This window comes from Massilia haematophila, assembly GCF_042647645.1.
GTDB lineage: Bacteria > Pseudomonadota > Gammaproteobacteria > Burkholderiales > Burkholderiaceae_D > Telluria > Telluria haematophila.
This window is the reverse complement of sequence record NZ_JBHRVV010000001.1, coordinates 1468602-1493766: the sequence shown is the minus strand read 5'-3', so window position 1 is coordinate 1493766 and position 25165 is coordinate 1468602. Positions and strand designations below refer to the sequence as shown.

The window sequence follows — 25165 nt, the reverse complement described above, 5'->3', positions numbered from 1 at the left end:
TCCTGGAGACAGCCCAGCCCTCAGTCCCAGCCCTTGTCGGTCTCGCTGTCGTAGTTCTTCAGGTCGCGCGCGAACATCTCGTTCAGTTCGTCGCGGGCACGCTTGGCCATCGAAACGTACTGCTCGCGGTCCTTGTAGTAGGGGTAGACGGCGTCCACGCTGGCCTTGTTGTGCTCGCGGAATTTCAACGTCGCCTGGCGCGCGCGGTAGGCGCCGTAGCCGAGCTGGCACAGGACGCGCCGCCCGAGCTGCAGCGCCGATTCGAAGGTCTCGCGCTCGATCACGGTGACGCCGCGGTCCATCAGCTGGTAGTAGTGGGTGACGTTGCGCGCCCGCGCCAGGATCGGCAGGTCGGGAAAATCCGCGCGCACCGCGTCGGCCAGCGCCAGGCTGTCGTCGATGTCGTCGATCGCCAGCACCAGGGCGCGCGCTTTGGCTGCGCCGGCCGCGTGCAGCAGGTCGACCCGGGTGGCGTCGCCGTAGAACACTTTCAAGCCGAAGCGGCGCAGCAGCTCGATCTGGTCGGGGTCGTGGTCGAGCACGGTCAGCTTGACGCGGTTGGCGATCAGCAGGCGCCCGATGATCTGGCCGAAGCGGCCGAAGCCGGCGATGATCACGTGGCCTTCGTTGGCGTCGATGGCGTCCGGTTCGCGCCGGTTCTGGCCGCGGTAGCGCGGTTCCAGCAGCTTATCGTACAGGACCAGCAGCAGCGGCGTGGTGACCATCGACAGCGCGACCACCGCCACCAGGATCGAGCCGGTTTCGGGGGCGAACACGCGCGCGGTCGCGGCCGCGCCGAACACGACGAAGGCAAACTCGCCGCCCTGCGAGAGCAGGAAGGCGAACAGCCAGCGCTGGCCGCGCGCGATCCGGAACCAGAACGAGAGCGCGAACAGCACCGCCAGCTTGATCGCCAGGAAGCCCAGCACCAGGCCCAGGATCAGCCAGGGTTTCGACAGGAAGACGCCGAAGTCGACCGACATCCCGACCGCGATGAAGAACAGGCCGAGCAGCAGGCCCTTGAAGGGTTCGAGGTCGGTCTCGAGCGCGTGGCGGTATTCGGAATCGGCCAGCAGCACGCCGGCCATGAAGGCGCCGAGCGCCATCGACATGCCGACCCATTGCATCAGCAGCGAGATGGCGATCACCAGCAGCAGGGCAAAGGCGGTGAAGATCTCGCGCATGCCGGACTTGGCGATGACGCGCAGCGCCGGCCGCACCAGGTAACGTCCGCCGACCACGACGCCGGCGATGACCGCCGCCAGGCGCGCCGCGTTCTGCCAGCCGCCCGCATGCGCGCCGCCGGCCACGTCGCCGACGGCGACGCCCAGCACCGGCACCAGGGCGATCATCGGGATCGCGGCGATGTCCTGGAACAGCAGCAGGGCGAAGCCGGCCTGGCCGGCCGGGGTCGCCATCAGGTTGCGCTCGCCCAGGGTGGACAGGGCGATCGCGGTCGACGAGAGCGACAGGCCGAGCGCCGCGATCAGCGCGACGCGCCAGTCGATCCCGGCCAGCAGGGCGGCGCCGAACAGGGCGCCGGCAACCAGCAGCACCTGGGCCGTGCCCCAGCCGAAGATCTGGCGCCGCAGCGACCACAGGCGCTCGGGCTCGAGTTCCAGGCCGATCAGGAACAGCAGCAGGACCACGCCGAATTCGGAGAAATGCAGGATGTCCTCGACCTCGCGGATGAGGCCAAAGCCCCAGGGCCCGATCGCCATCCCCGCCAGCAGGTAGCCGAGCACGGCGCCCAGTCCCAGGCGCTTGGCAAGCGGCACCGCGACGACGGCGGCGGCCAGGTAGATCAGGGCGTTGGTCAGGAGGCTATGATCCATGGCGCGTCGTTTCGTTGGCGGGTGATTGCAGGAACTGCGCGAGACGCGCACGGAAAGCGGCGACGTGGGCCTCGACTTGCGCATCGGAGGCGCTGTTCGCGCCATGCAGGATGTGCGGCGCCATCCACTGCATGCCGCAGCGCGCGGCGGTCTGCTCGAAGGGCGGCAGGAAGTCGGCGAACGGGCGGCCGTTGGGCTCGCCTTCGCGGTAGCTTGCCAGCGGGCTGCCGGTGGTTGCCGCCAGCAGGTAGCCCTTGCCCTTCAGGGCAGTCGCGTCCGGACCGTAGGCCCAGCCGGGTGCCAGGACCGAGTCGACCCATTCCTTGAGCAGGGCCGGCATGCTGTACCAGCGCAAGGGGTGCAGGAAGACGAGCAGCTCGGCCTGCGCGGCCAGGGCCTGTTCGCGGGCGACGTCGATGAAGAAATCGGGATAGGTTTCGTAGAGGTCGTGCAGCAGCACGCCGTCGAGCGAGCGGGCAGCGTCGGCCAGCCGGCGGTTGATGCGGGAGCGGTGCGGCGCCGGGTGGGCGTACAGCACCAGGATGCGTGGATGGGACATGCGAGCCAGACGTGTTGTATTGCACAATTGTACAGGCACGTCGGGCGGCGCGTGGGTCGCCGTTTGTTTTGCTCTTTCCGCTTGTCTCGCATGGCCGCGCACGCCGGCAGGTGAAAAAAAACCGGACTGCGCGGGCAGTCCGGTTCGATCGGTCAGACCGGCCGAGGGCCGGTCACCAAGGGGTGCTTAGAACGAGTAAGCGACGCCGGCGACGATCTTGGTGATGTCGCTGTCAGGCTTTTGCACTTCCAGGCGGGCGTTGACGACCGGCGAGAAGGCGTAGCCCATGCCGAGGCCGTACAGGGCGTTGGTGGTGTGGTCCTTCTGCTTGAAGCCGTTGAACTTGGCTTCGCCTTCGACGCGGTTGAAGCCGAGGCGGCCGTACATGCTGAAGCCGTTGGTCAGCGGCACGGTGCCCAGGACCGACACGTCGAACTGGTCCATGATGACGTCGGCGCCGTCGACAGTGCTGTCGACCAGGCGGTGGTAGCCGCCTTCGATGGCGACGCTCTGGTTCACTTTGTAGCCGACGAAGACGCCGCCGCCCAGCTTGTCGTCGAAGCCCGAGACCTTGGTCGACGCGACGTCGACACCAGCGTAGAACGGGGTTGGCTCGGCGGCGAAGACGGCCGACGATGCGGCGACCAGGGCGGTTGCGATTGCGATTTTCTTGAACATGTTGTTGCCTTTTCTTGCGATGATACGAAAGGGCCGAAACGCCATGTTTCGGCCGGGGCCGAATTATCGCACGAACGTCCTTTTCTTGCTGTCGTGCAGCAAATCGGGTGTTCGGAAACGAAAGGCGCTGTCACCGTTAGCTATGGATGAGCAGTGAACTGTCGAGCTCATTCACGGTCCAACCCGCATCGCCATCGATACGGGTCGAGCATGAAAGCGCCTCGCTTCACGAAGTGGTTTGCGGCCTTGCCCGCACTGAACGGGCCCCAGCGGCTGCGCGTTCTCGACGCCTTGCGACCGGCTGCCGGGCTGCACCAGGTGCTCGCGCTGATCGCACAAGTCAGGTCGGCCGGACGCTGCTGCCCCCATTGCCGGTGCGAACGGTGGCACCGGCATGGCCATGCCAACGACCTGCAGCGCTACCGCTGCCGCGCGTGCCGGCGTACTTTCAATGATTTGACCGGCACGCCATTGGCAGGTTTGCGGCTGCGTGGAAAATGGCTAGATTATCTCGATGCGCTGCGGGCATCGCGCCCCGTGCGGGCGGCGGCCGACGGCGTCAAGGTACACCGTAACACCGCTTTCCGCTGGCGTCACCGCTTCCTGGACCGGTTAAAGGCGGACCGGCCAGCCCGACTGAACGGTATCGCCGAGGCCGACGAAATGTTCATCCTGGAATCCCAGAAAGGTTCGCGCACGCTCGATCGGCCGGCGCGCAAGCGGGGTGGCGCGGCCAGCAGGCGCGGCATTTCACGCGAACTCGACTGCATTCTCGTGGCGCGTGACCGCAACAGGCAGACCATCGATGCCGTTACCGGCCGCGGCCCCGTCAGCAAGCTCCAGCTCGAGCGCCACCTGCTGCCTTTCCTGGACAAAGATGTCTTGCTCGTGACGGACGCGAACGCCGCCTATCGTGCTCTCGCCCGTGCCCACGGTATTGCGCACCAGGCCATCAATGTGGCCGCCGGCGAGCGTGTCCGGCCAGGCCCGAAGGGCGCCATCCACATACAGAACGTCAACGCCTATCACCAGCGCCTGCGCGCATGGCTGGCGCCCTTCCATGGGGTCGCATCGCGCTACCTGCCGAACTACCTGGGATGGCGCCGGATGCTCGATGGCGGCAAGGTCACTTCTGCCGATCAGTTGTTCCGCCTTGCCATCGGGCTTATCCACAGCGAACGGTGACAGCGCCAACGAAAAAAGGCCCGGGACATCGTCCCAGGCCTTGCGTCCTTTACGTCAATCCGGCAATGCCGGCAGCGCGCTTAGAAGTGGTAAGCGACGCCGGCGGCGATCTTGGTGATGTCGCTGTGCGGCTTTTGCACTTCCAGGCGGCCTTCGATCGCCGGGGCGAAGGCGTAGGACAGGCCGGCGCCGTAGACGACCTTGTCTTCGGTGCCCGATTCCGATGCGCGCACGCCGTCGATGCTGCCGCGCAGCTTGGCCTTCACTTCGTTGTAGCCCAGGCGGCCATAGACGCTGAAGCCGCTGCTCAGCGGCAGGGTGCCGATCAGCGAGATGTCGGTCTGTTCGAACTTGACGTTGACGTTGCCGCCGAAGCCACGTTCGTTCATGTCGGCCAGTTGGTGCCAGCCGGCTTCCACGGCGATGTTCTGGTTGAACTTGTAGCCGACGAAGAGGCCTGCGCCTTCGTCGCGCTCGAAACCGTCGACCTTGGTCGAGGCGACATCGGCGCCGACGTAGAACTGGCTGGCTTGCTGGGCAAACGCTGCCGACGAAGCGATCGCCAAGGCTGCTGCAACTGCGATTTTCTTGAACATTACAAACTTTCTTCCATTGATAACGGGTGACATGCATATTGCTGTCTTGAAAAATTATCTCATGGGCATGTAATTGTTGCAAACCGATAGGCGGCAGTTCACATATCGGTTTCAGGCTTCGCTAGCGGATCGGGAGGGTAAAACCGCAGAAGAACGCTGTGCGGAACAGCGAGGGAAGGGGAAAACGGGGAGATGGCTTCCCCGTTTTCCGGAATGCACCGCGAAGCGATGCCGCTACGGTCAGATATGCAACGCGTGGCCCAGCGCGCGCAGCGCCGCTTCCTGCACCGCTTCGCCCAGCGTCGGGTGGGCATGGATGGTGCCGGCGATGTCTTCCAGGGTGGCGCCCAGTTCGATCGATTGCCCGAACGCGGTGGACAGTTCCGACACGCCGCGCCCGACCGCCTGCCAACCCAGGATCAGGTGATTGTCGCGCCGCGCCACGACGCGGACGAAACCGTCCGTCGACTCGATCGTCATCGCCCGCCCATTCGCCGCGAACGGGAAGTTGGCGCTGATGACGTCCAGCCCGGCCTTTTCGGCATCAAGCGGCGACAGGCCGACCACGACCACTTCCGGATCGGTGTAGCAGACGGCGGCGATCGCGTTCGGCGTGAAATGACGGCGCTTGCCCGAGATGATCTCGGCCACCATCTCGCCCTGGGCCATGGCGCGGTGCGCCAGCATCGGCTCGCCGGTCAGGTCGCCGATCGCCCAGACGTTGCGCATCGAGGTGCGGCATTGGTCGTCGATCTTCACGGCGCGCCCGTTCATGTCGAGCTGCAGGCTTTCCAGCCCGAAGCCGGCACTGCGCGGACGGCGGCCCACGGCCACCAGCACGCGGTCGGCCGCCAGCACGGTTTCCTGGCCGTTCGCATCCTTGACGCGTACGCCGTCGCCGTCCGCGTTTAGGCCGAGCACGCTCGAACCCAGGCGCAATTCGACGCCGAGGCGCTTGAGCGCCGCGCCCACCGGCTTGGTCAGCTCGGCGTCATAGGCCGGCAGGATGCGCTCCGCTGCCTCGACCACCGTGACCTCGGCGCCCAGCTTGCGGTAGGCCGTGCCCAGCTCCAGGCCGATGTAGCCGGCGCCGACCACGACCAGGCGCCGCGGCACGTCGGCCGGCGACAGCGCCTCGGTCGAGGAGACCACCATGCCGCCGAACGGCATGAACGGCAGCTCGCTTGGCTCCGAGCCGCTGGCCAGCAGCAGGTGTTCGCAGCGCACGCGCAGCAGTTCGCCGTCGCCTCCCTTCACCTCGACCGTCTTGCCGTCGAGGATGCGGGCGAAGCCATTGATGACCTGGACGTCGTTCTTCTTGAGCAGGGCGCCGACGCCGCTGGTCAGGCGCTTGACGATGCCGTCCTTCCACTGGACCGTGCGGCCGACGTCGATCGCCGGGGCGCCCGCCATGATGCCCAGCGCCGAGCCGTCGGCGTAGTGCTTCGCCTTGTCGAATTCCTCGGCCGCGTGGATCAGGGCTTTCGAGGGGATGCAGCCGATGTTCAGGCAGGTGCCGCCGGGCGTGGCCGCTTCGACCAGCACGGTCTTGATGCCGAGCTGGCCGGCGCGGATCGCGGCCACGTAGCCGCCGGGGCCGCCGCCGATGACGAGCAGGGTGGTACTGACTTGGTTCATCGGCTCACTCCACGAACAGGGTTGCCGGGCACTCGAGGTAGCCGCGGATGGTCTGGATGAACTCGGCGGCCACCATGCCGTCGATCACCCGGTGGTCGAACGAGGACGAGAGGTTCATGATCTTGCGCGCGACCATGGCGCCATCCAGGATCACCGGCTTGTCGATGATGCGGTTGACGCCGACGATCGCCACTTCCGGACGGTTGATGACCGGCGTGGTGACGATCCCGCCGAGGGCGCCGAGACTGGTGATGGTGATGGTCGAGCCGCTCAGTTCCTCGCGCAGGGCCTTGCCGCTGCGCGCCGCTTCCGCCAGGCGCGCCACCTCGGCGGCCGCCGACCACGGGTCGCGCGCCTCGGCATTCCTCACCACCGGCACCATCAGGCCGGCGTCGGTCTGGGCCGCGATGCCGAGATGGACCGGATTGTAGGTGGTGACGATGTTGGCGTCGTCGTCGAAGCGGGCATTCACCGACGGGTATTTGCGGATCGCCAGCACCACGGCGCGCATGATCAGCGGCAGCAGCGTCAGCTTCGGACGCTGGCCGGCATAGCGGGCATTGAGCTGCACGCGCAGCGCTTCCAGTTCGGTGACGTCGATTTCCTCGACATAGGTGAAGTGCGGGATGCGGCGTTTCGTTTCCTGCATCTTCTCGGCGATCTTGCGGCGCATGCCGATCACCGGCATCGCCTGCTCGCCTTCCAGCACGGCATAGCGGCGGTCGCCTTCGGCCGCTTTCTTCTGGCCGCGCGCCACATAGGCGTCGAGGTCGGCGTGCGTGATGCGGCCGGCGGGACCGGAACCGGTCACGTACTGCAGCTCGATCCCCATGTCCCAGGCGCGCTGGCGCACGGCGGGCGCGGCCAGCGGCTTTTCGCCGGCGGCGCGGCCGTGGTGGGCCGGGGAAGCGCCGTGACCGCCGCTCTGGGTATAGGAGGGTGCCGGCGGCTTCGATGCCGGCGGCGCAGCAGCATGGGCCGGCGCCGCGGTTTCCTCGCTGGTCACGGTCGTGACGACCGTCTCCGGCTGGGCCACCGTGATCGGCGGGAATTCGTCGACCGTCGCCGCCTGCGCCGAAACGGCGGGTTCCGTCTGCCGGCGCGCTGCCGTAGTGTTTCCGTTCTTGTCGCCGCTATAGTTGCCGGCGCCCTCGACCTCGAGGCGGATCAGTTCCGCGCCGACGGCCATCGCTTCGCCCAGCTTGCCGCCGAGCGCGGTGACGACGCCGTTCACCGGCGAGGGGATCTCGACGGTCGCCTTGTCGGTCATGACGTCGGCCAGCACCTGGTCTTCCTTGACCGTGTCGCCGGGCTTGACGTGCCAGGCGACGACTTCGACTTCCGCGATGCCTTCGCCGAGGTCAGGCATCTTGATGACGTGAATACCCATTATTTCGCCTCCATCGCACGTTTGAACGCGGCGCCGACACGGTCGGGGCCGGGGAAGTACGCCCATTCCTGCGCGTGCGGATAGGGCGTGTCCCAGCCGGCGACGCGCTCGATCGGGGCTTCCAGGTGATAGAAGCAGTGTTCCTGCACCAGCGAGGCGAGTTCCGCGCCGAAGCCGCTGGTGCGCGTCGCCTCGTGCACGACCACGCAGCGGCCGGTCTTCTTCACCGACTCGACGATGGTGTCGAGATCCAGCGGCCAGAGGGTGCGCAGGTCGATGATCTCGGCATCGATGCCGGTCTCCAGCGCCGCCGCTTCCGAGACCCAGACCATGGTGCCGTAGGTGATCACGGTCAGGTCGGCGCCGGGACGGAACACGGCCGCCTTGTCGAGCGGGACGGTGTAATAGCCTTCCGGGACTTCGCCCATCGGGTGCTTACCCCAGGAGACGACCGGGCGGTCGTGGTGGCCGTCGAAGGGGCCGTTGTAGAGGCGCTTGGGCTCGAGGAAGATCACCGGATCGTCGTTCTCGATCGAGGCGATCAGCAGGCCTTTGGCGTCGTAGGGGTTCGAGGGCATCACGGTGCGCAGGCCGCAGACGTGGGTGAACATCGCCTCCGGGCTCTGGCTGTGGGTCTGGCCACCGTAGATGCCGCCGCCGCATGGCATGCGGATGGTCAGCGGGGCGGTGAAGTCGCCGGCCGAGCGGTAGCGCAGGCGCGCCGCTTCCGACACGATCTGGTCGGTCGCCGGATAAAAGTAGTCGGCGAACTGGATCTCGACCACCGGGCGCAGCCCGTAGGCCGCCATGCCGACCGCGGTGCCGACGATGCCGCCTTCGGAAATCGGCGCGTCGAACACGCGCGGCTTGCCGTATTTCGCCTGCAGGCCGTCGGTGGCGCGGAACACGCCGCCGAAGTAGCCGACGTCCTGGCCATAGATGACGACGTTGTCGTCCTTGCCGAGCATCACGTCCATGGCCGAGCGCAGGGCCTGGATCATGGTCATCTGGCTGGTCTTCACTTCGGCGACCGGCTCGTTGCCGGCCGAATTGCTATCGTTATCGTCGCGTGCCATCTCACACCCCCAGTTGTTGACGTTGGCGGCGCAGGTGCTCGGGCATGTCCTTGTAGACATCCTCGAACATCGAGGCCGCGCTCGGCACCCGGCCATCGGCCAGCGTGCCGTATTGTTCCGCTTCCTTCTGCGCGGCCAGGACCTCGGCCTCGAGTTCGGCCTGGACGCGTTCGTGCTCGTCGTCGGACCAGGCGCCGATTTTTGTGAGGTGCTGGCGCAGGCGGGCGATCGGGTCGCCCAGCGGGAAGCGCGACCAGTCGTCCGCGGGGCGGTAGCGCGACGGGTCGTCGGAGGTGGAGTGCGGGCCGGCGCGGTAGGTCACCCATTCGATCAGGGTCGGGCCGAGATTGTTGCGGGCGCGCTCGGCGGCCCAGCAGGATGCCGCGTAGACGGCCAGGAAGTCGTTGCCGTCGACCCGCAGCGAGGCGATGCCGGCGCCGACGCCGCGCGCGGCGAAGGTCACGCTCTCGCCGCCGGCGATCGCCTGGAAGGTCGAGATCGCCCACTGGTTGTTGACGACGTTGACGATGCAGGGCGCCCGGTACACGTGGGCGAAGGTGAGCGCGGTGTGGAAGTCGCTTTCGGCGGTGGCGCCGTCGCCGATCCAGGCCGAGGCGATTTTCGTGTCGCCCTTGATCGCGGATGCCATGGCCCAGCCGACCGCCTGCGGCACCTGGGTCGCCAGGTTGCCGGAGATCGAGAAGAAGCCCTTGTCCTTGACCGAGTACATGACCGGCAGCTGGCGGCCCTTCATCGGGTCGCGCTCGTTCGAGAGCAGCTGGCAGATCATGTCGACCATCGGGTACTCGCGCGCCATCAAGAGGCTTTGCTGGCGGTAGGTCGGGAAGCACATGTCGCCGTCCTTCAGCGCCATCGAATGCGCGGTGCCGATGGCTTCCTCGCCGAGCGAGGTCATGTAGAAGGACATCTTCTTCTGGCGCTGGCCGATGACCATGCGGGCGTCGAAGATGCGGGTCTTCATCATGGTGCGCAGCCCGAAACGCAGCTGCTCGGGGGCGATCTCGGGCGCCCACGGTCCGACGGCATTGCCGTCTTCGTCGAGCACGCGGATCAGGGAGGACACCAGGTCGGCGGTCTCGCCGAACTGGACGTTCACGTCGGGCCGGCGGACTTCTCCGGCTTTCGACAACTGCAGATACGAAAAATCAGTCTTGCAACCCGGACGGCCGGTTGGCTCCGGGACGTGCAGCGACAGAGGATTACCCTGGCTCATAATTCGCTTTCCCTTTGTGAGGTGATGTGCGGCAAGCAGAAATGATAAGTCCTGCAAGGCCGCGCACGGGCATTGCATCGAAGTATTTTCGTGCTGCTGTGCAGCATGGAAGCAGGAAAAATCGGTGGGTGCCGGGGCATTTGCGTGTCAGTCAAGGTCACGCGGTTATCGTTACCCTCAGCCTGTCGCGCAGGGTCCCGTACCCACATCCGCCGCGACAGTAGCACGCGGCACCCAACGCAAACCGGAGCCCGGCCAAACGTCTGCTCACTAGAATTGCCTCACGACACCGCAGACGCCGTCCATCCGCCACCGAGCGCCCGGTATAGCCCGATCAGGTTATCGATCTGTGTGCGCCGCAGCGTAACCAGGTTCAACTCCACCTGGTAGAGATTGCGCTGGGCGTCCAATTCCTCGAGATAAGAGGCGTAACCGGCCTGGTAACGGTCGCGCGCATAGCCGAGCGAACGGGTGAGGATCTCGCGGCGCTGCAGGGCGTGGCCGACCTGGTCGCGCAGGCGCGGCACGCCGGCCAGGGCATTTTCGACCTCGGAAAAGGCGGTCAGCACCGTGCGCCGGTAGGCAAAGGCCGCCTGGTCGCGCTGCGAGGCCGCCGCCTCGACTTGCGCCGTGAGCCGCCCGCCTTCGAACAGGGGCGCCAGCACACTGCCGCCGATACTCCAGATCTTGACCGGATCGTAGTCGAGCGCGCTCACCAGCACGGCGCCGAGCTGGGCGCTGAGGGTGATGCGCGGCAGGAAGGCCTGGCGCCGCAGGGCCAGGGCGGCATCGCTGGCGGCCAGCAGCAGTTCGCGCTGGGCGACGTCGGGCCGACGCGCCAGCAGTTCCGAGGGCAGGGCCGCGGGCACCGGCGGCAGCTCCAGGTCCTCGAAGGCCCTGCCGCGTGCGACGTCGCCCGGCAGTTCGCCGGCCAGCAGGCGCACCGCGTTCTCCTGGCGCCGCACCGCCAGTTCCAGTTCCGGCACGGACTGCACGACGGACTGGTACTCCGACTGGGCCTGGGTCAGTTGCAGCTGCGAGATGTAGCCGACCCGCGCCTGGTCGCTCGCCAGGCGCAGGGCTTCGGCGCGCGAGGCCACGGTGTCGCGCGTGATCCGCAACTGCGCATCCAGGGCCAGCAGGGCGACGTAGTTCTGGGCGGCGCCGGAGGCCACGCCCAGCGCCGCGGCGTCGCGCTCGGCCTGGGTGGCGCGGTATTGCAGCGTGGCGGCCTCGGCCTGGGTGCGGATGCGGCCGAAGATGTCGGGTTCCCAGCTCGCCTGCAGCGACGGCTGCAGCGCCCGGCTATGGTTGATGCCGATCGATTCGAGCGTACGCCCGGCGCGCACTCCCACCGCCAGGTCGAGCGCGGGCAGGCGCGCCGCCTCCGCCACCTCGGCCTCGGCGCGCGCCTGCTCGACCCGGGCCACGGCGAGCAGGACGTCGCTGTTGCGCGCCAGCGCCGCTTCGACCACGCGCGCCAGGACCGGGTCGCCGAAGCTGCGCCACCATTGCGCATCGACCGTCACCGTGGCTTCCTGCGGCTCGCGCCAGCCGGCGGGCGGCGTCACCCGCGTCAGCGCCGGCGCCGGCTTCACGGCCGGCATGCAGCCGGCCAGCGTTCCCGCCCCGAGGGCGCCGAGCAGGCCGGCGAAGCGACGCCGCCTCATCGTGCACCCTCGCGCGGCTGGGCGCCGGTGTCGACTTCGGCCGTCACCGACATGCCGGGACGCAGGCGCCGTGCCAGCTCCTGGTTGGCGTCGATCGCGATGCGCACCGGCAGGCGCTGCACCACCTTGGTGAAGTTGCCCGATGCATTGTCCGGCCGCAGCACCGAGAACTCCGAGCCGGTGGCCGGCGCGATCTGCTCGACGTGGCCGGTGAGGGTCGCGCCTTCGAACGCGTCGACCGAGAAGCGCGCCGGTTGGCCGATGCGCATGCGCCAGGTCTGGCCTTCCTTGAAGTTGGCCACCACCCACAGCTGGTCGGGCACCAGGAACAGCAGTTGCGAGCCGGCCGTCACGTACTGGCCGCGCCGTACCGAGGCTTCGCTGACTTGGCCGTCGCGCGGCGCCCGGATCACGGTGTTCGCGAGGTCGATCTTCGCCAGCGCCAGCTGGGCCTCGGCGATCTTCACCTGGGCTTCCAGGCCGCCGCGCGCGACCTCGGTGGCCTTGATGCGCTGCTGGGCGATGTCGATGTCGGCCTGGTTCTTCAGGACGTTGGCCCCGGCCAGGCGCGCCGAGGTGCGCACGCGGTCGCGTTCGCTCAGCGACACCGAGCCGCGTTCGGCCAGCTCGTCGACCCGGCCCTGTTCGGCGCGGGCGCGCGCCTGCTCGGCCTGGGTCGCGGCCAGGTTGGCGCGCGCCGCGCCCAGCGTCGCCTGGTTCTGGGCCTGGGTCTGGGCCGCGTTTTCCAGCTGGGCCACGGCGTTGGCGAGCTGGCCCTCGGCCTGGCGCACCCGCTCGGCGTAGATGCGGTTGTCGATGCGCAGCAGTTCCTGGCCTGCCTTCACGTACTGGAAATCCTTGACCAGCACTTCGTCGACGTAGCCGTTCACCTGCGGCGAGAGCACCGTGATCGCGCCGCGCACGTAGGCGTTGTCGGTGCTCATGCGCGTGCTGTTGAAGGGGCCGATGTGCCAGGCCCACATGATCAGGGCGATGCCGACCGCGGCCACCACCAGCATGATGCCGATCGTGGCCGGCGTGGCGCGGATCTTCTTGGGCGGCGGCGCGGGCGCTGGAGCGGGAGCGGGGGCAGGTGAAGAAGAGAAGGAGGACGACGCCGGCCCGGCCGCAGGGGATGCGGACTGCGCCGGCACGGCCGTGCCATCGTCCGAATCGCCCGGCACCGGCGGGTTGGCGGCGGCTTCTTCGGTTTCTTCGCGGATGGGATGCCTCGGGTCGTTCATGCGTCGTGTCTTTCGTGCTTCGTGCGTCAGCGGTTGGCGGCGCCAGCCGGCGCCGGGTTGTCGGAGGCGGCTGCCGCTTCCGCCCTGCGGTTGCGGATCGCGGCGCGCACCGCCACGAACAGCGACCAGGACAGGAACAGCAGCGCCAGGATGCCGGAAAGGGCGAACACGTCGTTAAAGGCGCGTACGTTCGCTTCGCGCCGGGTGATCTGGGACAGCAGGGCCGCGCTCTGGGCGGCGCGCTGCACCGGGTCGAGCACCAGCGGGCTGTAGATGCCCTGCTGCAGCTGCAGGCGCCGGGCCACCTGCGGGTCGGTCGGGTTGACGTCGGCCACCAGCTCGGTCGAATACACCTGCTCGCGGTGCAGCTGGTAGGTGCTCAGCATGGCCGAGCCGGTCATCGCGCCCAGGGTCTGGGTCATCGACAGCACGACGGTGAAGGTGACGACGTAGTTGGGGCCGAACTTCAGCGCCTGGGTGATGCCGAGCAGGACCAGCGGCCCCATGAACATGCCGCTGCCGAGGGCCACCAGGAACTGGCTGACGTAGAAGTCCTGCGGCCGGTCCATGCTGGTGCGGCCGTAGTCGAGCATCGCCGCCAGCCCGAACAGCACGATCGCCGCGATCAGCTGGGGGATCAGGGTCTTCGGGCTGAAGGTCAGCGCGCTGGCCAGCATGCCGGCGATGGTGCCGAGCAGGATCACCCCGAACAGCGGCTGCATCTGGTCCGGGCCCATGCCCAGGGTGCGCAGCAGGCCGACCGCGCCGTAGGTCTGCTCGGAGGTGAGGAAGCGGATCAGGAAGGCGCCGACGACGAAACGCAGGATGTTGGGCGTGACCAGCCAGCGCGTCTGCAGCAGCGGATTGGCGCGGTGGTGCTCGAGGTAGAGCGCGGCGAGGATCAGGACCAGTGCGCCCATCAACAGGTAAGCCAGCCAGGGCTCGTCGAACCACCAGTGCGAATAGCCCTGGGCCAGCACCGCGACCAGCATCGCGGCGCCGGGGGCCATCAGGGCGAAGGTCAGGAAGTCGCGTTTTTCGAAGACCTTGATGTGCATCCCCGGCGGCAGCTTCAGGACCACCACCGCCGCCAGCGAGCACAGGGCCAGCCCGGCCTCGAACAGGTAGAGGTTGTGCCACTGGCCGAACACCAGCAGCGTCGGCGACAGCAACCAGGCCAGCGGCGTGGCCAGCTGCGGGATGCCGACCCCGAGCACCACCATCTTGCCGGTATAGGCGCGCGGCGCCGCCTGCAACATGTAGAGCATCGACAGCGTGGTGGCGGCAGCGCCGGCGAAGCCGCTGGCGGCGCGTACCGCGACCGCCAGCGCGAAGCCGCCGACGAACAGGTGCAGCACGGTGACGGCCGCGTACAGGCCGAGCCCGATCTCGGTGAACAGGCGCATGCCGTACTGCTGGCGGAACTTGAAGACCAGCATGTTTGCCGTGATGTTGACCATCACGAAGGCGGCCGGCAGCCAGGCCCCTTCCGAGGGCGTCAAACCGAGCTGGCCCTGGATGGTCGGCAGGTTGGCCGTGACCAGTGCGTTGCCCAGCCCGCCCGTGATCCCGACCAGCAGCGCCACGCAGGCGTAGGCGGCGCGCACCGCCGGGGTGTGGTAGGGCATGGCCGGCGAGCCGGGCAGGGTGGGTTTTTCGTGTTCCTCCCAGTGCGGCGTCGGTTTCAGCAGTTGCACCATGCTAGCCGCTCCGTCCGGGGGCGGCGATGCCGGCGGTGAGCAGTTCCAGCGCGCGCCGCGCCTGGGTCCGGCGCGTGGCCGGGGTCGCGCCGCGCAGCGCCGCGCCCAGCATGCCGCACAGCAGGACGACGTCGGCCGGCCGCAGGTCGGCGCGGCAGGCGCCGTCGTCGACGGCGGCCGCCAGCGGCGCACGGAACAGGCGGGCCAGGCGCTCGCGCCCGGTCTTCGCCATCGGGTGGCCGGGTTCCACCGCGCGCCAGTAGTCGGTCACGGCCGGCGAGGCGGCGATGCGCAGCGCCACCCGTTCGAGCAGGTCGAACAGGCCGAGTTCGCCGGCCTCGTCCTCCAGTCCGGCGAGGGCGCGGGCGAGCAGGGCGTCGACCAGGGCCGCGCGGTCGGGAAAATTGCGGTACAGGGTGGCGCGCCCGACCCCGGCGCGCGCGACGACCAGGTCGAGCGGCGCGGTCACGCCGTGGCTGGAGAACACGGCGTCGGCCGCGTCGAGGATCTGGTCGCGCCGCAGCGCGGCGTCGGATCTGAAGATCGTCAAGTGGGGACACCTTTGTCCGGTTGGTCGGAAGCGGATAAGGGGAAACCTGCCGTCCGTGCCGGGGCGCCGCTTGTCGCTTTGCTACTAGAATACTGCGTTGCGGCAGTGCCTAGCGCACGCGAGGATAGTGCGCGCTCAGCTGCCGTAGCGGCGTTCGAAGTCCTCGATGGGAATCGGCCGCCCCAGCAGGTAGCCCTGCAGCACCTGGCAGCCGTGGCCGGCCAGGAAGTCGCGCTGCTCGCGCGTCTCGACGCCTTCGGCCACCACCGTCAGGTCGAGCGTGCGCGCGAGCGCCAGGATGGCCTCGACGATCGCCCCGGCGTGGGCGTCGCCCGGCAGGTCCTTGACGAAGCTGCGGTCGACCTTCAGTTCCGCCAGCGGGAAGCGCCGCAGGTAGCTCAGCGACGAGTAACCGGTGCCGAAGTCGTCGAGCGCGAAGCGGATGCCGTGGGCGCGCAGTGCGTTCATCTTCGCGCTGACGTCCTCGACGTTCTCGGCGAACACGCTTTCGGTCAGCTCCAGGCACAGGCGGCGCGGGTCGGCGCCGCTGTCGTGCAGCGCGTCCATCACGCTGCCCACGAAGTCGGCCTCGCGCAGCTGCTGGGCGCTGACGTTGACCGCGAGCGTCAGCTCGCGCAGGCGCTCGTCCCGGGCCCAGCGCGCCAGCACGCGGCAGGACTCGGCCAGCACCAGCTTCCCGAGCGGTACGATCAGACCGCAGGCTTCGGCCAGGCCGATGAATTCGCCCGGCATCACCAGGCCGCGCAGCGCGTGGCGCCAGCGCACCAGGACCTCGCCGCCGGCCAGCGCGCCGTCGATGTCGAACTGGGGCTGGCAATGCAGCTCGAAGTGGCCGCGCCGGATGCCGTCGCGCAGGTCGTTCTCCAGTTCGATCTGGCGGTCGGCCGCGGCCTGCATGCTGGGGTCGAAGAAACGCACCGTGTTGCGCCCCTCGGCCTTGGCGCGGTACATCGCCAGGTCGGCCTGGCGCAGCAGCAGCTCGACGCTGGTGGCGCCGGCCCCGAACACGGCCACGCCGACGCTGGGGGTACTCATGCTGCGTCGCCCGGCCAGGAAATAGGGTTGGGCCAGCGCCGCCAGCAGCTTGCCGCCGATGAGCTGGGACTCGTGCACGGCCGCGGCCTCGGATTCGCCCAGGTTCTCGAGCACCACCACGAATTCGTCCCCGCCCAGGCGCGACAGGTGGTCGCTCTCGCGCACCGTGTGGCGCAGGCGCTCGGCCACCTGGCGCAGCAGATGGTCGCCGACGTCGTGGCCGAGGGTGTCGTTGAGCAGCTTGAAGTTGTCCAGGTCGATGAAGAGCAGGGCGCCGTACTGGCGCGTGCGCGCGGCGCGGGTCAGGATCTTGCCCAGCTGTTCGATCAGCAGGCGCCGGTTCGGCAGCCCGGTCAGGTAGTCGAAATAGGCCAGCTCGTAGATGCGCTGCTCGGCGCGCTTGGCCTCGGTCAGGTCGGTGTTGGTGCCGGACAGCCGCACCGCGCGTCCATCCTCGTCGCGCAGCACGAAGCCGCGCGCCAGCACCGGCACGTAGTGGCCGTCGCGGTGGCGCAGGCGCATCTCGATGTGATAGCTGCGCTCCGTCGATAGCATGACGCGCTCGAGATATTCGTGCACGCGCGGCAGGTCGTCCGGATGCACGAACGTGCGCCAGGTGCGCTCGTCCGCTTCCTGCTCGGAGGGCGCATAGCCGATCATTTCCCACCAGCGTTCCGAATAATAGAGCTGGTGCTGGACCAGGTCCCAGTCCCAGGAGCCGTCGGTCGACCCCCGCAGCACCAGGCGCAGGCGCTCCTCCGACTTGTGCAGCGAGCGTTCCACCCGTTTCAATTCGGTGCAGTCGGTGAAGCAGACCACCACTTCCCCGACCTGGCCGCCGGCGCCGAACACCGGATAGGCATTCACGATCAGCCAGCGCACGCTGGGGCCGGGCAGGCCGACCACCACGTCGCTGACCATCTCGCCGGTGCGCAGCACGCAGTTGACCGGATAGTGCGAGGGCGGCAGGACGCTGCCGTCGGCGCGCAGGATTGCCCAGGTGCCGGAGTCGGCCGGGTAGGCGCGCATCTTGTCGAGCGCCGGCCCGAGCAGCTCGAGCGCGTGGCGATTGGCGAAGAGGGCACGCGAGTCGGCCGCGCAGACCACCACGCCGGCCGGGATGTGGTCGAGCAGCTCGTCGAAGTTGCGCGGCCGGTCGCCGGACTGCGCCGGGGGCGCCTCGAACAGGGTTGCGGCATGGTAGGCGACGCCGCCTGCCGCGCCGACCGGAACGACGTGCAGGCCGGCCGGCTGTGCCAGGACGCGGCTGCGTTCGAGCATGGCGCCGAGTTCGGCCAGGCTGCGCCCGGCGACGTCGGCCAGCGCGAGCCCGGTGCGCGCCAGGAATTCCGGGCTGGCGCCGAGCACGCGCTGGCCGCCGTCGGCGATGACGGTGGCGCCGGGATCGGCGCCGGCGGCGTGGCCGCGCCCCAATCGCTGTTCGAGAATATTCATGCCTGGGCTGCTGGAGTCTCCAGCCGGCATGGTAACCGCTTCGCGGCAGGCATGGCGCAAGCAAGCCGTGCCTGCCCGCGCCCGGCCTGCGGCGCTTACTTCATGCGGCGCCGGCGCAGCAGGTAGCCGATGGCGAGCAGCAACAGCCAGGCCGGAATCAGGTAGACCGAGACGCGCATGCCCGGCGTCAGGTACATGATCACCAGGATGCCTGCCAGGAACACCAGGCACAGCCAGTTCGAGAGCGGATGGACCGGGCTCGGGAAGATCGTCGGCTTGCCCGCGTGGCTGGCGCGAAAGCGCAGGTGCACCAGCGAGATCGTGGCCCAGTTGATGATCAGGCCGGACACGGCCAGGCCCATCATCATCCCGAAGGCTTCGGCCGGCATCACGTAGTTGACCAGCACGCAGGCGAGGGTGGCCGCGGCCGACACGCCCAGGGCCGGCAGCGGCACCCCGCTGTTGGTCAGGCGCTTGAGGAAGGCCGGCGCATTACCCTGGCTGGCCAGGCCGTACAGCATGCGCGTGTTGGCGTAGACGCCGCTGTTGTACACCGACAGGGCCGCGGTCAGCACCACCACGTTCAGGACGGTCGCCACGGCGTTGCTGTTCAGGGCGGCGAAGATCAGCACGAAGGGACTGCCGCCGCTGACGACTTTCTGCCACGGGAACAGCGAGAGCAGGATGAACAGGGCGCCGACGTAGAAGATCAGCACCCGGTACAGGGCCTGGTTGGTGGCGCGCGGGATGGTCTTCTCCGGATTGTCGGCCTCGGCGGCGGTGATGCCGATCAGCTCCAGGCCGCCGAACGAGAACATGATGACGGCCATCGCCATCACCAGCCCGCCAACGCCGTTCGGGAAGAAGCCGCCGTGGCGCCACAGGTTGGCCACGCCGGCTTCGGGGCCGGCACTGTCCGAGGCCAGCAGCCAGCCGCCGAACAGGATCATGCCGATCACGGCCACCACCTTGATCACCGCGAACCAGAATTCGAGCTCGCCGAAGGCGCGCACGTTGAGCAGGCTGAAGGAATTAATGACGAGGAAGCAGGCCAGCGCCGAGACCCAGGTCGGGATTTCCGGCCACCAGTACTGGACGTAGACGCCGACCGCCGACAGCTCGGCCATGCTGACCAGGATGTACATCATCCAGTAGTTCCAGCCGGTAACGAAGCCGGCCATGTGGCCGCCGTACTTGTCGGCAAAGTAGCTGACCGAGCCGGCCACCGGCTCGGCCACCACCATTTCGCCCAGCTGGCGCATGATCAGAAAGGCGATCAGGCCGGCCACGGCGTAGCCGAGCAGCACCGAGGGACCGGCCATCTGGATGGTCTGGGCGATTCCGAGGAAAAGACCGGTGCCGATCGCGCCGCCAAGGGCGATGAGCTGGATGTGGCGGCCCTTCAGGCCCCGTTTGAGTTGTTGCGTCGCTTCTGCCATTGCCGCTGAGCCAGTATGCAAAAGTAAAGGATTCTAATGCATGTTGGCGATGCCGGCGTGCAATTGCGGCGCGCGCGGCCGACGGCCAGGCGTCATGGGAAGCCCAAATCCAGGCCGAGCCGGCTGGCCAGGGTGAAGGTGAGGAACACCAGGATCACGAGCGACACCAGGAACAGCGCCGTCACCTTGAGGGCCGCGCGCAGTACCGCGCGCTTCTCGGCCACCTTCTCCAGTTGCTTGCCCTTCTTCCCCTGATCGTAATGCCATTTGACGGCGAAGAACATGCCGGTGCCCAGCACGATAAACTTGAAGGCAACGGCGACTATCGGGAACCAATCCATGATGTTGAATATTTCCAGGTTATTTCCAGGCTACTACGTGGCCCTCCCCATCGTGCGCGGCGCTGCCGCGCCGATGCCGCGAGTGGATGAGGGAGAGAAAACGTCGGCGGCTTCCATGCAGGGGTGGTCTTGCTCCCCGTTCCCAGGCATTCTACTTAAAAGCAAGATCCATACATCGAGACAAAATGTCCCAGTTGAATACCATACAAGATGACGATGCGCCAAGCTGGCTGCCGCACCTGGCCGGGAACAAGGGGCCGCGTTTCCTGCAAATTGCGGATGCCCTGCAGGCGGCGGTGGCGGAGGGATCGCTGACACCGGGCGAGCGCTTGCCGCCGCAGCGCCGGCTGGCGGCGCAACTCGGCGTCGACCTGACGACGGTCACCCGCGCCTACGACGAAGCCAGGCGCCGCAAGCTGCTCGAGGGCCGCGGCGCGCGCGGCACGTATGTCGCCGCGCCGCAAGTCGAACTGGCCCCGGTGCTCGACCTGAGCATGAATACCCCGCCGCCGCCGGCGGGCGTGGACTTCGACGACCTGTTGAAACAGGGCTTGTCCCAGGTACTGATGCGGGCGGACAACGCGTCGCTGATGACCTACCACCTGGGCGGGGGCAGCGATGCGCAGCGCAGGGCCGGCGCCGGTTGGCTCGCGCCGATGTTCGGGCAGGTCGATCCGGCGCAGGTCCTGGTCTGCCCGGGGGCGCAGGCGGCGCTCGCGGCATTGATCCTGGCGTTGACCGAGCCCGGCGCCGTCATCCTGGCCGAGCCGACGGCGTATCCCGGCCTGCGCGCGGCGGCGACCCAGACCGGGCGGCGTATCGTGGCGGTGGAAGCGGACCGGGACGGGATGGTCCCCCGGATGCTCGAGGAAGCCTGCCAGCGGCACCGGCCTGGGCTGGTCTACCTGAATCCCACCTTGCAGAACCCGACCGCCGTCACCATTCCGGAACGCCGGCGCAAGGAGCTCGCCGCCATCGCGCAGCGCTGCAAGGTGCGCATCGTCGAGGACGATCCGTACTGGCTGCTTGCCGACGCCGCGCCGCCGCCGATTGCCGCATTCGCCCCCGAACATGTCGCCTACATCTCGACCCTGTCGAAATGCCTGACGCCCGGCTTGCGTATCGCGTTCGTGCGGATACACGATTCGCGGGAGCGGGAACGCTTCCTGGCCGCGCTGCGGTCGTTCGCGCTGATGGCCGCGCCGCTGACGGCGGCGCTGGCCACGCAATGGATAGGCGACGGTTCGGCCGCCGCCCTGATGGCAGGCGTGCGCAGCGAGGCGCGCCTGCGCCAGCGGATGGCGGCCGATATGCTTGCCGGACGCTACAGCGGGAGCGGGGACGGGCTGCATGTATGGCTCGCGCTGCCGGGCTACTGGAACGCTTTCCAGTTTGCGCGGGCGGCGGACGGCGAGGGCATCGCGGTCACGCCGGCCGAGGCCTTCGCCATGGACGGCGCTTCCGTGAATGCGATCCGGATCTGCCTGGGCAGCATCAAGGAGCGCGGCCGCCTGCAGGCGGGCCTGCAGCGCTTGTCCGGACTGCTGGCGCGACGACCTGAGTCCTGCGGTGCTGCGGTGGTCTAGCCGGGTATTCAGGCCGCGTGCGGCAGGCCGAGCTGGCGGTTGGCCGGGACCGCGATGTCCATCAGCTTCGGGCGCGGCAGGTTCAGGTTGTCCATCAGGGCGATGAAGTCTTCGCGCGAACGCTTGGCCAGGCGCGCGTTATGGCGCTTTTCCCAGCCGATGGTCGACACGCTCTGGCCCTTGTAGTCATGGCCGGGCCAGACCCGGATCGCGTCCGGCAGGCGGAACAGCTTTTCCGTCACGCTGTCGTACAGGTCGCCAGCGCTGCCGCTCTGGAAATCGGTGCGGCCGCAGCCGTCGATCAGCAGGGTGTCGCCGGTAAACACGTTGCCGCGCCAGAGGAAGCTGACGCTGCCGGCGGTGTGGCCGGGGGTGTGCAGCACGACGATCTCCTCGTTCGCGCCGAAGCGGATCACGTCGCCGTCGTCCAGCTGGACCTCGGCCGGGGCGATGCCGCAGCCGCTCGGCACGCAGGCCTGGGCGCCGGTGCGCTCGCGCAGGCGTCCGGCCGAGGTGACGTGGTCGGCGTGGGCGTGGGTCTCGAGCACGTAGGCCAGCTTCAGGCCGAGGCGCGCCAGGTGGGCCAGGTCGCGCTCGCAGTGGCGGTCGACCGGGTCGACGATGACGGCCTCCATGGACCCCGGTGCGGCCAGGATGTAGGTGAAGGTCGACGACTCGACGTCGAACAGCTGGATCGGGTTCACTTGCATGGTTTCTCCTCGTCAAGTACGAGTATTCTAAGCGACGCCGCGCTTCACGTTGCGCTTCAGGCGGCCTTCGGGCTCCGGCCGCGCGGCGATTCGAGCAGCGCGAACAGGCCCATGCCCGCCACCATCGCGGCGGTAAAGATCAGCGGCTCGATCGCGCCGGCCGCCAGCGAGGCGATCGCCGGACCCGGGCAGAAGCCGGCCAGGCCCCAGCCGATGCCGAAGGCGACGCTGCCCAGCACCAGGCGGCGGTCGATGGCGGTGGCGGTCGGCATGCGGATCGGGCCGCCCAGCACGGCCTGGCGGCGGCGCCCGGCGAACGCGAAGCCGATCGCGGCGACCGCGATCGCGCCGCCCATCACGAACAGCAGCGACGGATCCCAGCGGCCGGCCAGGTCGAGAAAGCCCAGCACCTTGGCCGGGTTGGTCATGCCGGAGACGATCAGGCCCAGGCCGAACAGCAGGCCGATGCCGAAGGAGACGATGAGTTGCATGGCAGCCTCCTCAAGAGAATGCGTGGCGCAGCAGCCACACGGTGACGAAACCCGCCGCGACGAACACCGTGGTGGCCACCAGCGAACGCGGCGACAGGCGCGAGACCCCGCACACGCCGTGGCCGCTGGTGCAGCCGGCGCCGTAGCGGGTGCCGATGCCGACCAGCAGGCCGGCGACGACCAGGGTGGACAGGTCGGCGTCGATGCGGACCTCGGGCGCTCGCGCGAACAGGGTCCAGGCCAGCGGCGCGGCCACCAGGCCGCCGAGGAACAGCAGGCGCCAGGCGATGTCGCCGCGCTTTGGCGCCAGCAGGCCGCCGAGGATGCCGCTGATGCCGGCGATCCTGCCTTCGAGCAGGATGAAAAGGGTGGCCGCGAGGCCGATCAGCATGCCGCCGGAGAGCGACATCCAGGGGGTGAAATGCTGCCAGTCGATGTTCATGGGGGACTTCCTTCCTGCCTTGGACAATAGAGGGCGTAGAGGGTGCGCATCACCGCCAGCGCCTCGGGGCTGGAAATCGAATAATGGATCTGCTTGCCCGCGCGCCGGGTCTGCACCAGGCCTTCGTCGCGCAGGACCGCGAGCTGCTGCGACAGGGTCGGCTGGGCGATCCCGATGGCCGCCTCGAGCGCGCCCACGCTGTGTTCGCCCTCGGCCAGCTTGCACAAGAGCAGCATGCGGTCGGGGTTGGACAACACTTTCAGCAATCCACGGGCGCGGCCGGCGGCTTCGCGCATGGCTTGCAGGTCGAGCGGGGCGGTGTGTTCCATCATGGTCGTTTTCCTTCAGGATCGTTATTCTACAGTTTAATATTTTATCGATCAATAGATTGAGGCAAAAGCTTGATCTGGCCGACGGCTAACGCAGTGCCTCGAGCCGTTCGCGCAACTGGGCCGGCGACAGCTCGCCCATGTGGCGCGCCGCCAGCCTGCCGTGGCGGTCGTAGAACAGGGTGGTCGGGTAACCCTTGACGTCGGTCGCGCGCGCCAGCGCACGGATCGGATCGATCAGCACGTTGGCCAGCGTCAGCCTGGCGCCGTCGAGGTAACGCGCGACGGTGGCGGCGTCCTCGGCCTGGTTGACGAACACGAACTCGACTTCGGGGTGGGCGGCCTGGGCCGCGCCGAGGGCGGGCATCTCGCGCCGGCAGGGCGGGCACCAGGTCGCCCACAGGTTGACCACCATCGGCTTGCCGGCCAGTGAGCGCAGGTCGACGCTGCCGCCGTCCAGGCGTTTCAGGGCGAGTTCGGGCAGCGGCGGCGCTACCGGCGCACCGGCCACCGCGGCGAAGTTCGCCCCGGTCCAGACCGCGACGCCGGCCAGCGCGGCGGCCAGCAGCGGCCGGCGCAGCGCGCCATCGCGGTGCACGCGCTCGAAGCCGACGGCAAAGGCCACCAGCAGGCCGGCGAAAGCGACGAAGCCGCCGTCGCGGATGTCCAGGATGGAAAGCGGCGCCGCCGAATAAGCGTCGAAGTGCTTCAGGACGAAGGCGGCGCGGGCCGCCAGGAAGCCCCACAGCAGCATGCGCCACAGGGCCGGGTCGGCGTCGACGCCGTGGCGGCGGCGCCACCAGAGCACGACCAGGGTGGCGGCGACGACGCCGGCGAGCGGCGCGAGCACGCGCACCGGGAGGGCCAGGGGCCCGAGGCTGACTGCATCCAAGCGCTTCTCCTGCGGGTTGTTTGCGCGGATACTAACTCATCAATATTAACGGTTAATTAAGACGGGTAAAGAACGACGATTTTCAAGCGAGGAAAAATTCGAACCCGCGCGCCATCGCCGGGAACATGGCCGAACCGTGGTTTTCCCCGGCCAGCAGGTGGAAACGCACGCGCGCCAGCTGGTCGCCGGACTGCAGGCTGGCGGCCAGCTCGCGCGCCTCGTCGACCATGCGGCGCCGGGCGGCGAGCGCCTGGCGGTCGCTCAGGGCCGCGCCGGCGGCGGGCTGTTCGTGCTCGCCCGCCGCCAGCATCAGGCCAGGGCGCGCCGGCAGGGCGGCGAGCCGCTGCGACAGGCCGGCCAGGCCGCCGAGCACGGCGCGTTCACGGTACCAGATCGAGGGACTGGACGCCAGGTAGGCCTGGAACATCGCCGGACGGGTAAACAGCGCGTGCAGGGTGCACAGGCCGCCGTAGGAATGGCCGAACAGGGCCTGGCGCGACAGGTCGAGCGGCGCCAGCGCCGCCACCAGCGGCTTGAGTTCGCGCTCGATGAAGTCGAGGAAGCGTTCGGCGCCGCCTTCGCCCGCGGGCGCGTCGGCGGTGGGCGGGGTGTAGTCGCGCGTGCGCCCGCCGCCGAAATCCTGGCCGCTCGGATAGCCGATGCCGACCACCACCGGCGCCGCCTGGCCCGTTTCGCGGCTGCGGCTGGCGGCGGTGCGCGCCATCAGGGCCAGGGCCGGGAAGCTGGCGTTGCCGTCCAGGGCATACAGCACCGGGTGGCCGGCGGCGGGCGGCGGCGTGGCCGGGACGTTGAGGTAGATGCGGTAGCGCTGGCCGGTGATGGTCGAGGCGATGTCGCGCTGCAGGCCCTGGGGCAGGGTGGCGGCCTGCCAGGCGCCGGCAGGATCGGCAGGAGCGGCAGGAGCGGCAGGAGCGGCTGCGCTTGCGAAGGAGAGCGGCAGGACGCAGCCGGCGGCGCCGGCGGCCAGCAGGCGGCGGCGGGAAAAACGGATCGGCGGGAAGGAGTCGGACATGGGTGTTCTGGTTTTAAATGAGAATGCTTCTCATTC

The 25165-nt window shown here is 68.6% G+C and carries 23 protein-coding genes; 2 read left to right on the top strand and 21 right to left on the bottom strand.

The window, feature by feature from the left end; translation table 11 throughout:
- Nucleotides 1-20: 20 nt before the first annotated feature.
- The 3 genes from kefC to ACFOPH_RS06675 form a co-directional block, all read right to left on the bottom strand.
- Nucleotides 21-1835, bottom strand: coding sequence for a glutathione-regulated potassium-efflux system protein KefC (gene kefC, locus ACFOPH_RS06685; protein WP_312552258.1), 1815 nt, complete (start codon nucleotides 1833-1835; stop codon nucleotides 21-23).
- A complete protein-coding gene (gene kefF / locus ACFOPH_RS06680; protein ID WP_379734316.1) occupies nucleotides 1825-2394 on the bottom strand; it encodes a glutathione-regulated potassium-efflux system oxidoreductase KefF in 570 nt (189 codons plus the stop codon). Before kefF ends, kefC begins: the two co-directional genes overlap by 11 nt.
- 186 nt (nucleotides 2395-2580) lie before the next feature.
- A complete protein-coding gene (locus ACFOPH_RS06675; RefSeq protein WP_379734314.1) occupies nucleotides 2581-3072 on the bottom strand; it encodes a porin family protein in 492 nt (163 codons plus the stop codon).
- A 210-nt stretch (nucleotides 3073-3282) separates the two neighbouring features.
- Between ACFOPH_RS06675 and ACFOPH_RS06670 the strand changes: the two genes are divergently transcribed.
- Nucleotides 3283-4257, top strand: coding sequence for an IS1595 family transposase (locus ACFOPH_RS06670; protein ID WP_379734312.1), 975 nt, complete (start codon nucleotides 3283-3285; stop codon nucleotides 4255-4257).
- A gap of 80 nt (nucleotides 4258-4337) precedes the next feature.
- Here ACFOPH_RS06670 and ACFOPH_RS06665 read toward each other — a convergent pair whose 3' ends face one another.
- The 12 genes from ACFOPH_RS06665 to ACFOPH_RS06610 form a co-directional block, all read right to left on the bottom strand.
- Nucleotides 4338-4853 carry an outer membrane beta-barrel protein gene (locus tag ACFOPH_RS06665; protein WP_312552777.1) on the bottom strand — a complete coding sequence of 172 codons (516 nt, stop codon included), beginning with the start codon at nucleotides 4851-4853 and terminating at the stop codon, nucleotides 4338-4340.
- A gap of 240 nt (nucleotides 4854-5093) precedes the next feature.
- On the bottom strand, nucleotides 5094-6491 hold the full coding sequence (gene lpdA / locus ACFOPH_RS06660; protein WP_312552776.1) for a dihydrolipoyl dehydrogenase: 1398 nt from the start codon (nucleotides 6489-6491) through the stop codon (nucleotides 5094-5096).
- Nucleotides 6492-6495: 4 nt separating this feature from the next.
- The gene (locus ACFOPH_RS06655) at nucleotides 6496-7881 is read right to left on the bottom strand and encodes a dihydrolipoamide acetyltransferase family protein (protein WP_379734310.1); all 1386 of its coding nucleotides are present in this window, start codon (nucleotides 7879-7881) and stop codon (nucleotides 6496-6498) included.
- Entirely contained in the window at nucleotides 7881-8888 is a 1008-nt protein-coding gene (locus tag ACFOPH_RS06650; RefSeq protein ID WP_379737872.1) for an alpha-ketoacid dehydrogenase subunit beta, read from the bottom strand. The genes ACFOPH_RS06655 and ACFOPH_RS06650 overlap by 1 nt, the downstream gene beginning before the upstream one ends.
- Nucleotides 8889-8958: 70 nt before the next feature.
- On the bottom strand, nucleotides 8959-10191 hold the full coding sequence (locus tag ACFOPH_RS06645) for a 3-methyl-2-oxobutanoate dehydrogenase (2-methylpropanoyl-transferring) subunit alpha (protein WP_312552774.1): 1233 nt from the start codon (nucleotides 10189-10191) through the stop codon (nucleotides 8959-8961).
- Between the two features lie 281 nt (nucleotides 10192-10472).
- Entirely contained in the window at nucleotides 10473-11861 is a 1389-nt protein-coding gene (locus ACFOPH_RS06640; RefSeq protein WP_379734308.1) for an efflux transporter outer membrane subunit, read from the bottom strand.
- Nucleotides 11858-13105 (bottom strand): HlyD family secretion protein, encoded by a 1248-nt coding sequence (locus tag ACFOPH_RS06635; protein WP_379734306.1) that lies wholly within the window; start codon nucleotides 13103-13105, stop codon nucleotides 11858-11860. Before ACFOPH_RS06635 ends, ACFOPH_RS06640 begins: the two co-directional genes overlap by 4 nt.
- 26 nt (nucleotides 13106-13131) lie before the next feature.
- Nucleotides 13132-14805: an MFS transporter gene (locus ACFOPH_RS06630; RefSeq protein ID WP_379734304.1), complete on the bottom strand. Its 1674-nt coding sequence runs from the start codon at nucleotides 14803-14805 to the stop codon at nucleotides 13132-13134.
- A gap of 1 nt (nucleotide 14806) precedes the next feature.
- Nucleotides 14807-15355, bottom strand: a complete 549-nt coding sequence (locus tag ACFOPH_RS06625) for a TetR/AcrR family transcriptional regulator (RefSeq protein WP_379734302.1) — start codon at nucleotides 15353-15355, stop codon at nucleotides 14807-14809.
- Nucleotides 15356-15490: 135 nt separating this feature from the next.
- On the bottom strand, nucleotides 15491-17866 hold the full coding sequence (locus ACFOPH_RS06620) for a putative bifunctional diguanylate cyclase/phosphodiesterase (protein ID WP_379734300.1): 2376 nt from the start codon (nucleotides 17864-17866) through the stop codon (nucleotides 15491-15493).
- A gap of 95 nt (nucleotides 17867-17961) precedes the next feature.
- Nucleotides 17962-19305 (bottom strand): amino acid permease, encoded by a 1344-nt coding sequence (locus ACFOPH_RS06615; protein ID WP_312552518.1) that lies wholly within the window; start codon nucleotides 19303-19305, stop codon nucleotides 17962-17964.
- A 92-nt stretch (nucleotides 19306-19397) separates the two neighbouring features.
- Complete coding sequence (locus tag ACFOPH_RS06610; RefSeq protein WP_312552517.1) at nucleotides 19398-19646, bottom strand: hypothetical protein; 249 nt, start codon at nucleotides 19644-19646, stop codon at nucleotides 19398-19400.
- 185 nt (nucleotides 19647-19831) lie between these two features.
- On the opposite strand from ACFOPH_RS06610, the gene ACFOPH_RS06605 reads away from it, so the two are divergent.
- Nucleotides 19832-21232, top strand: coding sequence for an aminotransferase-like domain-containing protein (locus ACFOPH_RS06605; protein WP_379734297.1), 1401 nt, complete (start codon nucleotides 19832-19834; stop codon nucleotides 21230-21232).
- Between the two features lie 8 nt (nucleotides 21233-21240).
- Here ACFOPH_RS06605 and ACFOPH_RS06600 read toward each other — a convergent pair whose 3' ends face one another.
- From ACFOPH_RS06600 to ACFOPH_RS06575, 6 genes are all read right to left on the bottom strand, one after another.
- Nucleotides 21241-21942: an MBL fold metallo-hydrolase gene (locus ACFOPH_RS06600; RefSeq protein ID WP_312552515.1), complete on the bottom strand. Its 702-nt coding sequence runs from the start codon at nucleotides 21940-21942 to the stop codon at nucleotides 21241-21243.
- 56 nt (nucleotides 21943-21998) lie between these two features.
- On the bottom strand, nucleotides 21999-22433 hold the full coding sequence (locus ACFOPH_RS06595) for a DUF6691 family protein (RefSeq protein ID WP_379734295.1): 435 nt from the start codon (nucleotides 22431-22433) through the stop codon (nucleotides 21999-22001).
- A 10-nt stretch (nucleotides 22434-22443) separates the two neighbouring features.
- The gene (locus ACFOPH_RS06590) at nucleotides 22444-22875 is read right to left on the bottom strand and encodes a YeeE/YedE family protein (RefSeq protein WP_312552511.1); all 432 of its coding nucleotides are present in this window, start codon (nucleotides 22873-22875) and stop codon (nucleotides 22444-22446) included.
- Entirely contained in the window at nucleotides 22872-23204 is a 333-nt protein-coding gene (locus ACFOPH_RS06585) for an ArsR/SmtB family transcription factor (protein ID WP_312552522.1), read from the bottom strand. Before ACFOPH_RS06585 ends, ACFOPH_RS06590 begins: the two co-directional genes overlap by 4 nt.
- 88 nt (nucleotides 23205-23292) lie before the next feature.
- On the bottom strand, nucleotides 23293-24096 hold the full coding sequence (locus tag ACFOPH_RS06580; RefSeq protein ID WP_379734293.1) for a prolipoprotein diacylglyceryl transferase family protein: 804 nt from the start codon (nucleotides 24094-24096) through the stop codon (nucleotides 23293-23295).
- Between the two features lie 82 nt (nucleotides 24097-24178).
- A complete protein-coding gene (locus tag ACFOPH_RS06575) occupies nucleotides 24179-25129 on the bottom strand; it encodes an alpha/beta hydrolase (protein ID WP_379734291.1) in 951 nt (316 codons plus the stop codon).
- Nucleotides 25130-25165: the final 36 nt, after the last annotated feature.

What these genes read in the sequence shown, in the direction of transcription:
- ACFOPH_RS06615 (WP_312552518.1), bottom strand. Translation starts at nt 19,305, where the DNA reads ATGGCAGAAGCGACGCAACAACTCAAACGGGGCCTGAAGGGCCGCCAC.
- ACFOPH_RS06590 (WP_312552511.1), bottom strand. Translation starts at nt 22,875, where the DNA reads ATGAACATCGACTGGCAGCATTTCACCCCCTGGATGTCGCTCTCCGGC.
- ACFOPH_RS06670 (WP_379734312.1), top strand. Translation starts at nt 3,283, where the DNA reads ATGAAAGCGCCTCGCTTCACGAAGTGGTTTGCGGCCTTGCCCGCACTG.
- ACFOPH_RS06650 (WP_379737872.1), bottom strand. Translation starts at nt 8,888, where the DNA reads ATGACCATGATCCAGGCCCTGCGCTCGGCCATGGACGTGATGCTCGGC.
- kefF (WP_379734316.1), bottom strand. Translation starts at nt 2,394, where the DNA reads ATGTCCCATCCACGCATCCTGGTGCTGTACGCCCACCCGGCGCCGCAC.
- ACFOPH_RS06585 (WP_312552522.1), bottom strand. Translation starts at nt 23,204, where the DNA reads ATGGAACACACCGCCCCGCTCGACCTGCAAGCCATGCGCGAAGCCGCC.
- ACFOPH_RS06575 (WP_379734291.1), bottom strand. Translation starts at nt 25,129, where the DNA reads ATGTCCGACTCCTTCCCGCCGATCCGTTTTTCCCGCCGCCGCCTGCTG.
- ACFOPH_RS06640 (WP_379734308.1), bottom strand. Translation starts at nt 11,861, where the DNA reads ATGAGGCGGCGTCGCTTCGCCGGCCTGCTCGGCGCCCTCGGGGCGGGA.
- ACFOPH_RS06610 (WP_312552517.1), bottom strand. Translation starts at nt 19,646, where the DNA reads ATGGATTGGTTCCCGATAGTCGCCGTTGCCTTCAAGTTTATCGTGCTG.
- ACFOPH_RS06635 (WP_379734306.1), bottom strand. Translation starts at nt 13,105, where the DNA reads ATGAACGACCCGAGGCATCCCATCCGCGAAGAAACCGAAGAAGCCGCC.
- lpdA (WP_312552776.1), bottom strand. Translation starts at nt 6,491, where the DNA reads ATGAACCAAGTCAGTACCACCCTGCTCGTCATCGGCGGCGGCCCCGGC.
- ACFOPH_RS06675 (WP_379734314.1), bottom strand. Translation starts at nt 3,072, where the DNA reads ATGTTCAAGAAAATCGCAATCGCAACCGCCCTGGTCGCCGCATCGTCG.
- kefC (WP_312552258.1), bottom strand. Translation starts at nt 1,835, where the DNA reads ATGGATCATAGCCTCCTGACCAACGCCCTGATCTACCTGGCCGCCGCC.
- ACFOPH_RS06665 (WP_312552777.1), bottom strand. Translation starts at nt 4,853, where the DNA reads ATGTTCAAGAAAATCGCAGTTGCAGCAGCCTTGGCGATCGCTTCGTCG.
- ACFOPH_RS06600 (WP_312552515.1), bottom strand. Translation starts at nt 21,942, where the DNA reads ATGCAAGTGAACCCGATCCAGCTGTTCGACGTCGAGTCGTCGACCTTC.
- ACFOPH_RS06605 (WP_379734297.1), top strand. Translation starts at nt 19,832, where the DNA reads ATGTCCCAGTTGAATACCATACAAGATGACGATGCGCCAAGCTGGCTG.
- ACFOPH_RS06620 (WP_379734300.1), bottom strand. Translation starts at nt 17,866, where the DNA reads ATGAATATTCTCGAACAGCGATTGGGGCGCGGCCACGCCGCCGGCGCC.
- ACFOPH_RS06630 (WP_379734304.1), bottom strand. Translation starts at nt 14,805, where the DNA reads ATGGTGCAACTGCTGAAACCGACGCCGCACTGGGAGGAACACGAAAAA.
- ACFOPH_RS06645 (WP_312552774.1), bottom strand. Translation starts at nt 10,191, where the DNA reads ATGAGCCAGGGTAATCCTCTGTCGCTGCACGTCCCGGAGCCAACCGGC.
- ACFOPH_RS06655 (WP_379734310.1), bottom strand. Translation starts at nt 7,881, where the DNA reads ATGGGTATTCACGTCATCAAGATGCCTGACCTCGGCGAAGGCATCGCG.
- ACFOPH_RS06595 (WP_379734295.1), bottom strand. Translation starts at nt 22,433, where the DNA reads ATGCAACTCATCGTCTCCTTCGGCATCGGCCTGCTGTTCGGCCTGGGC.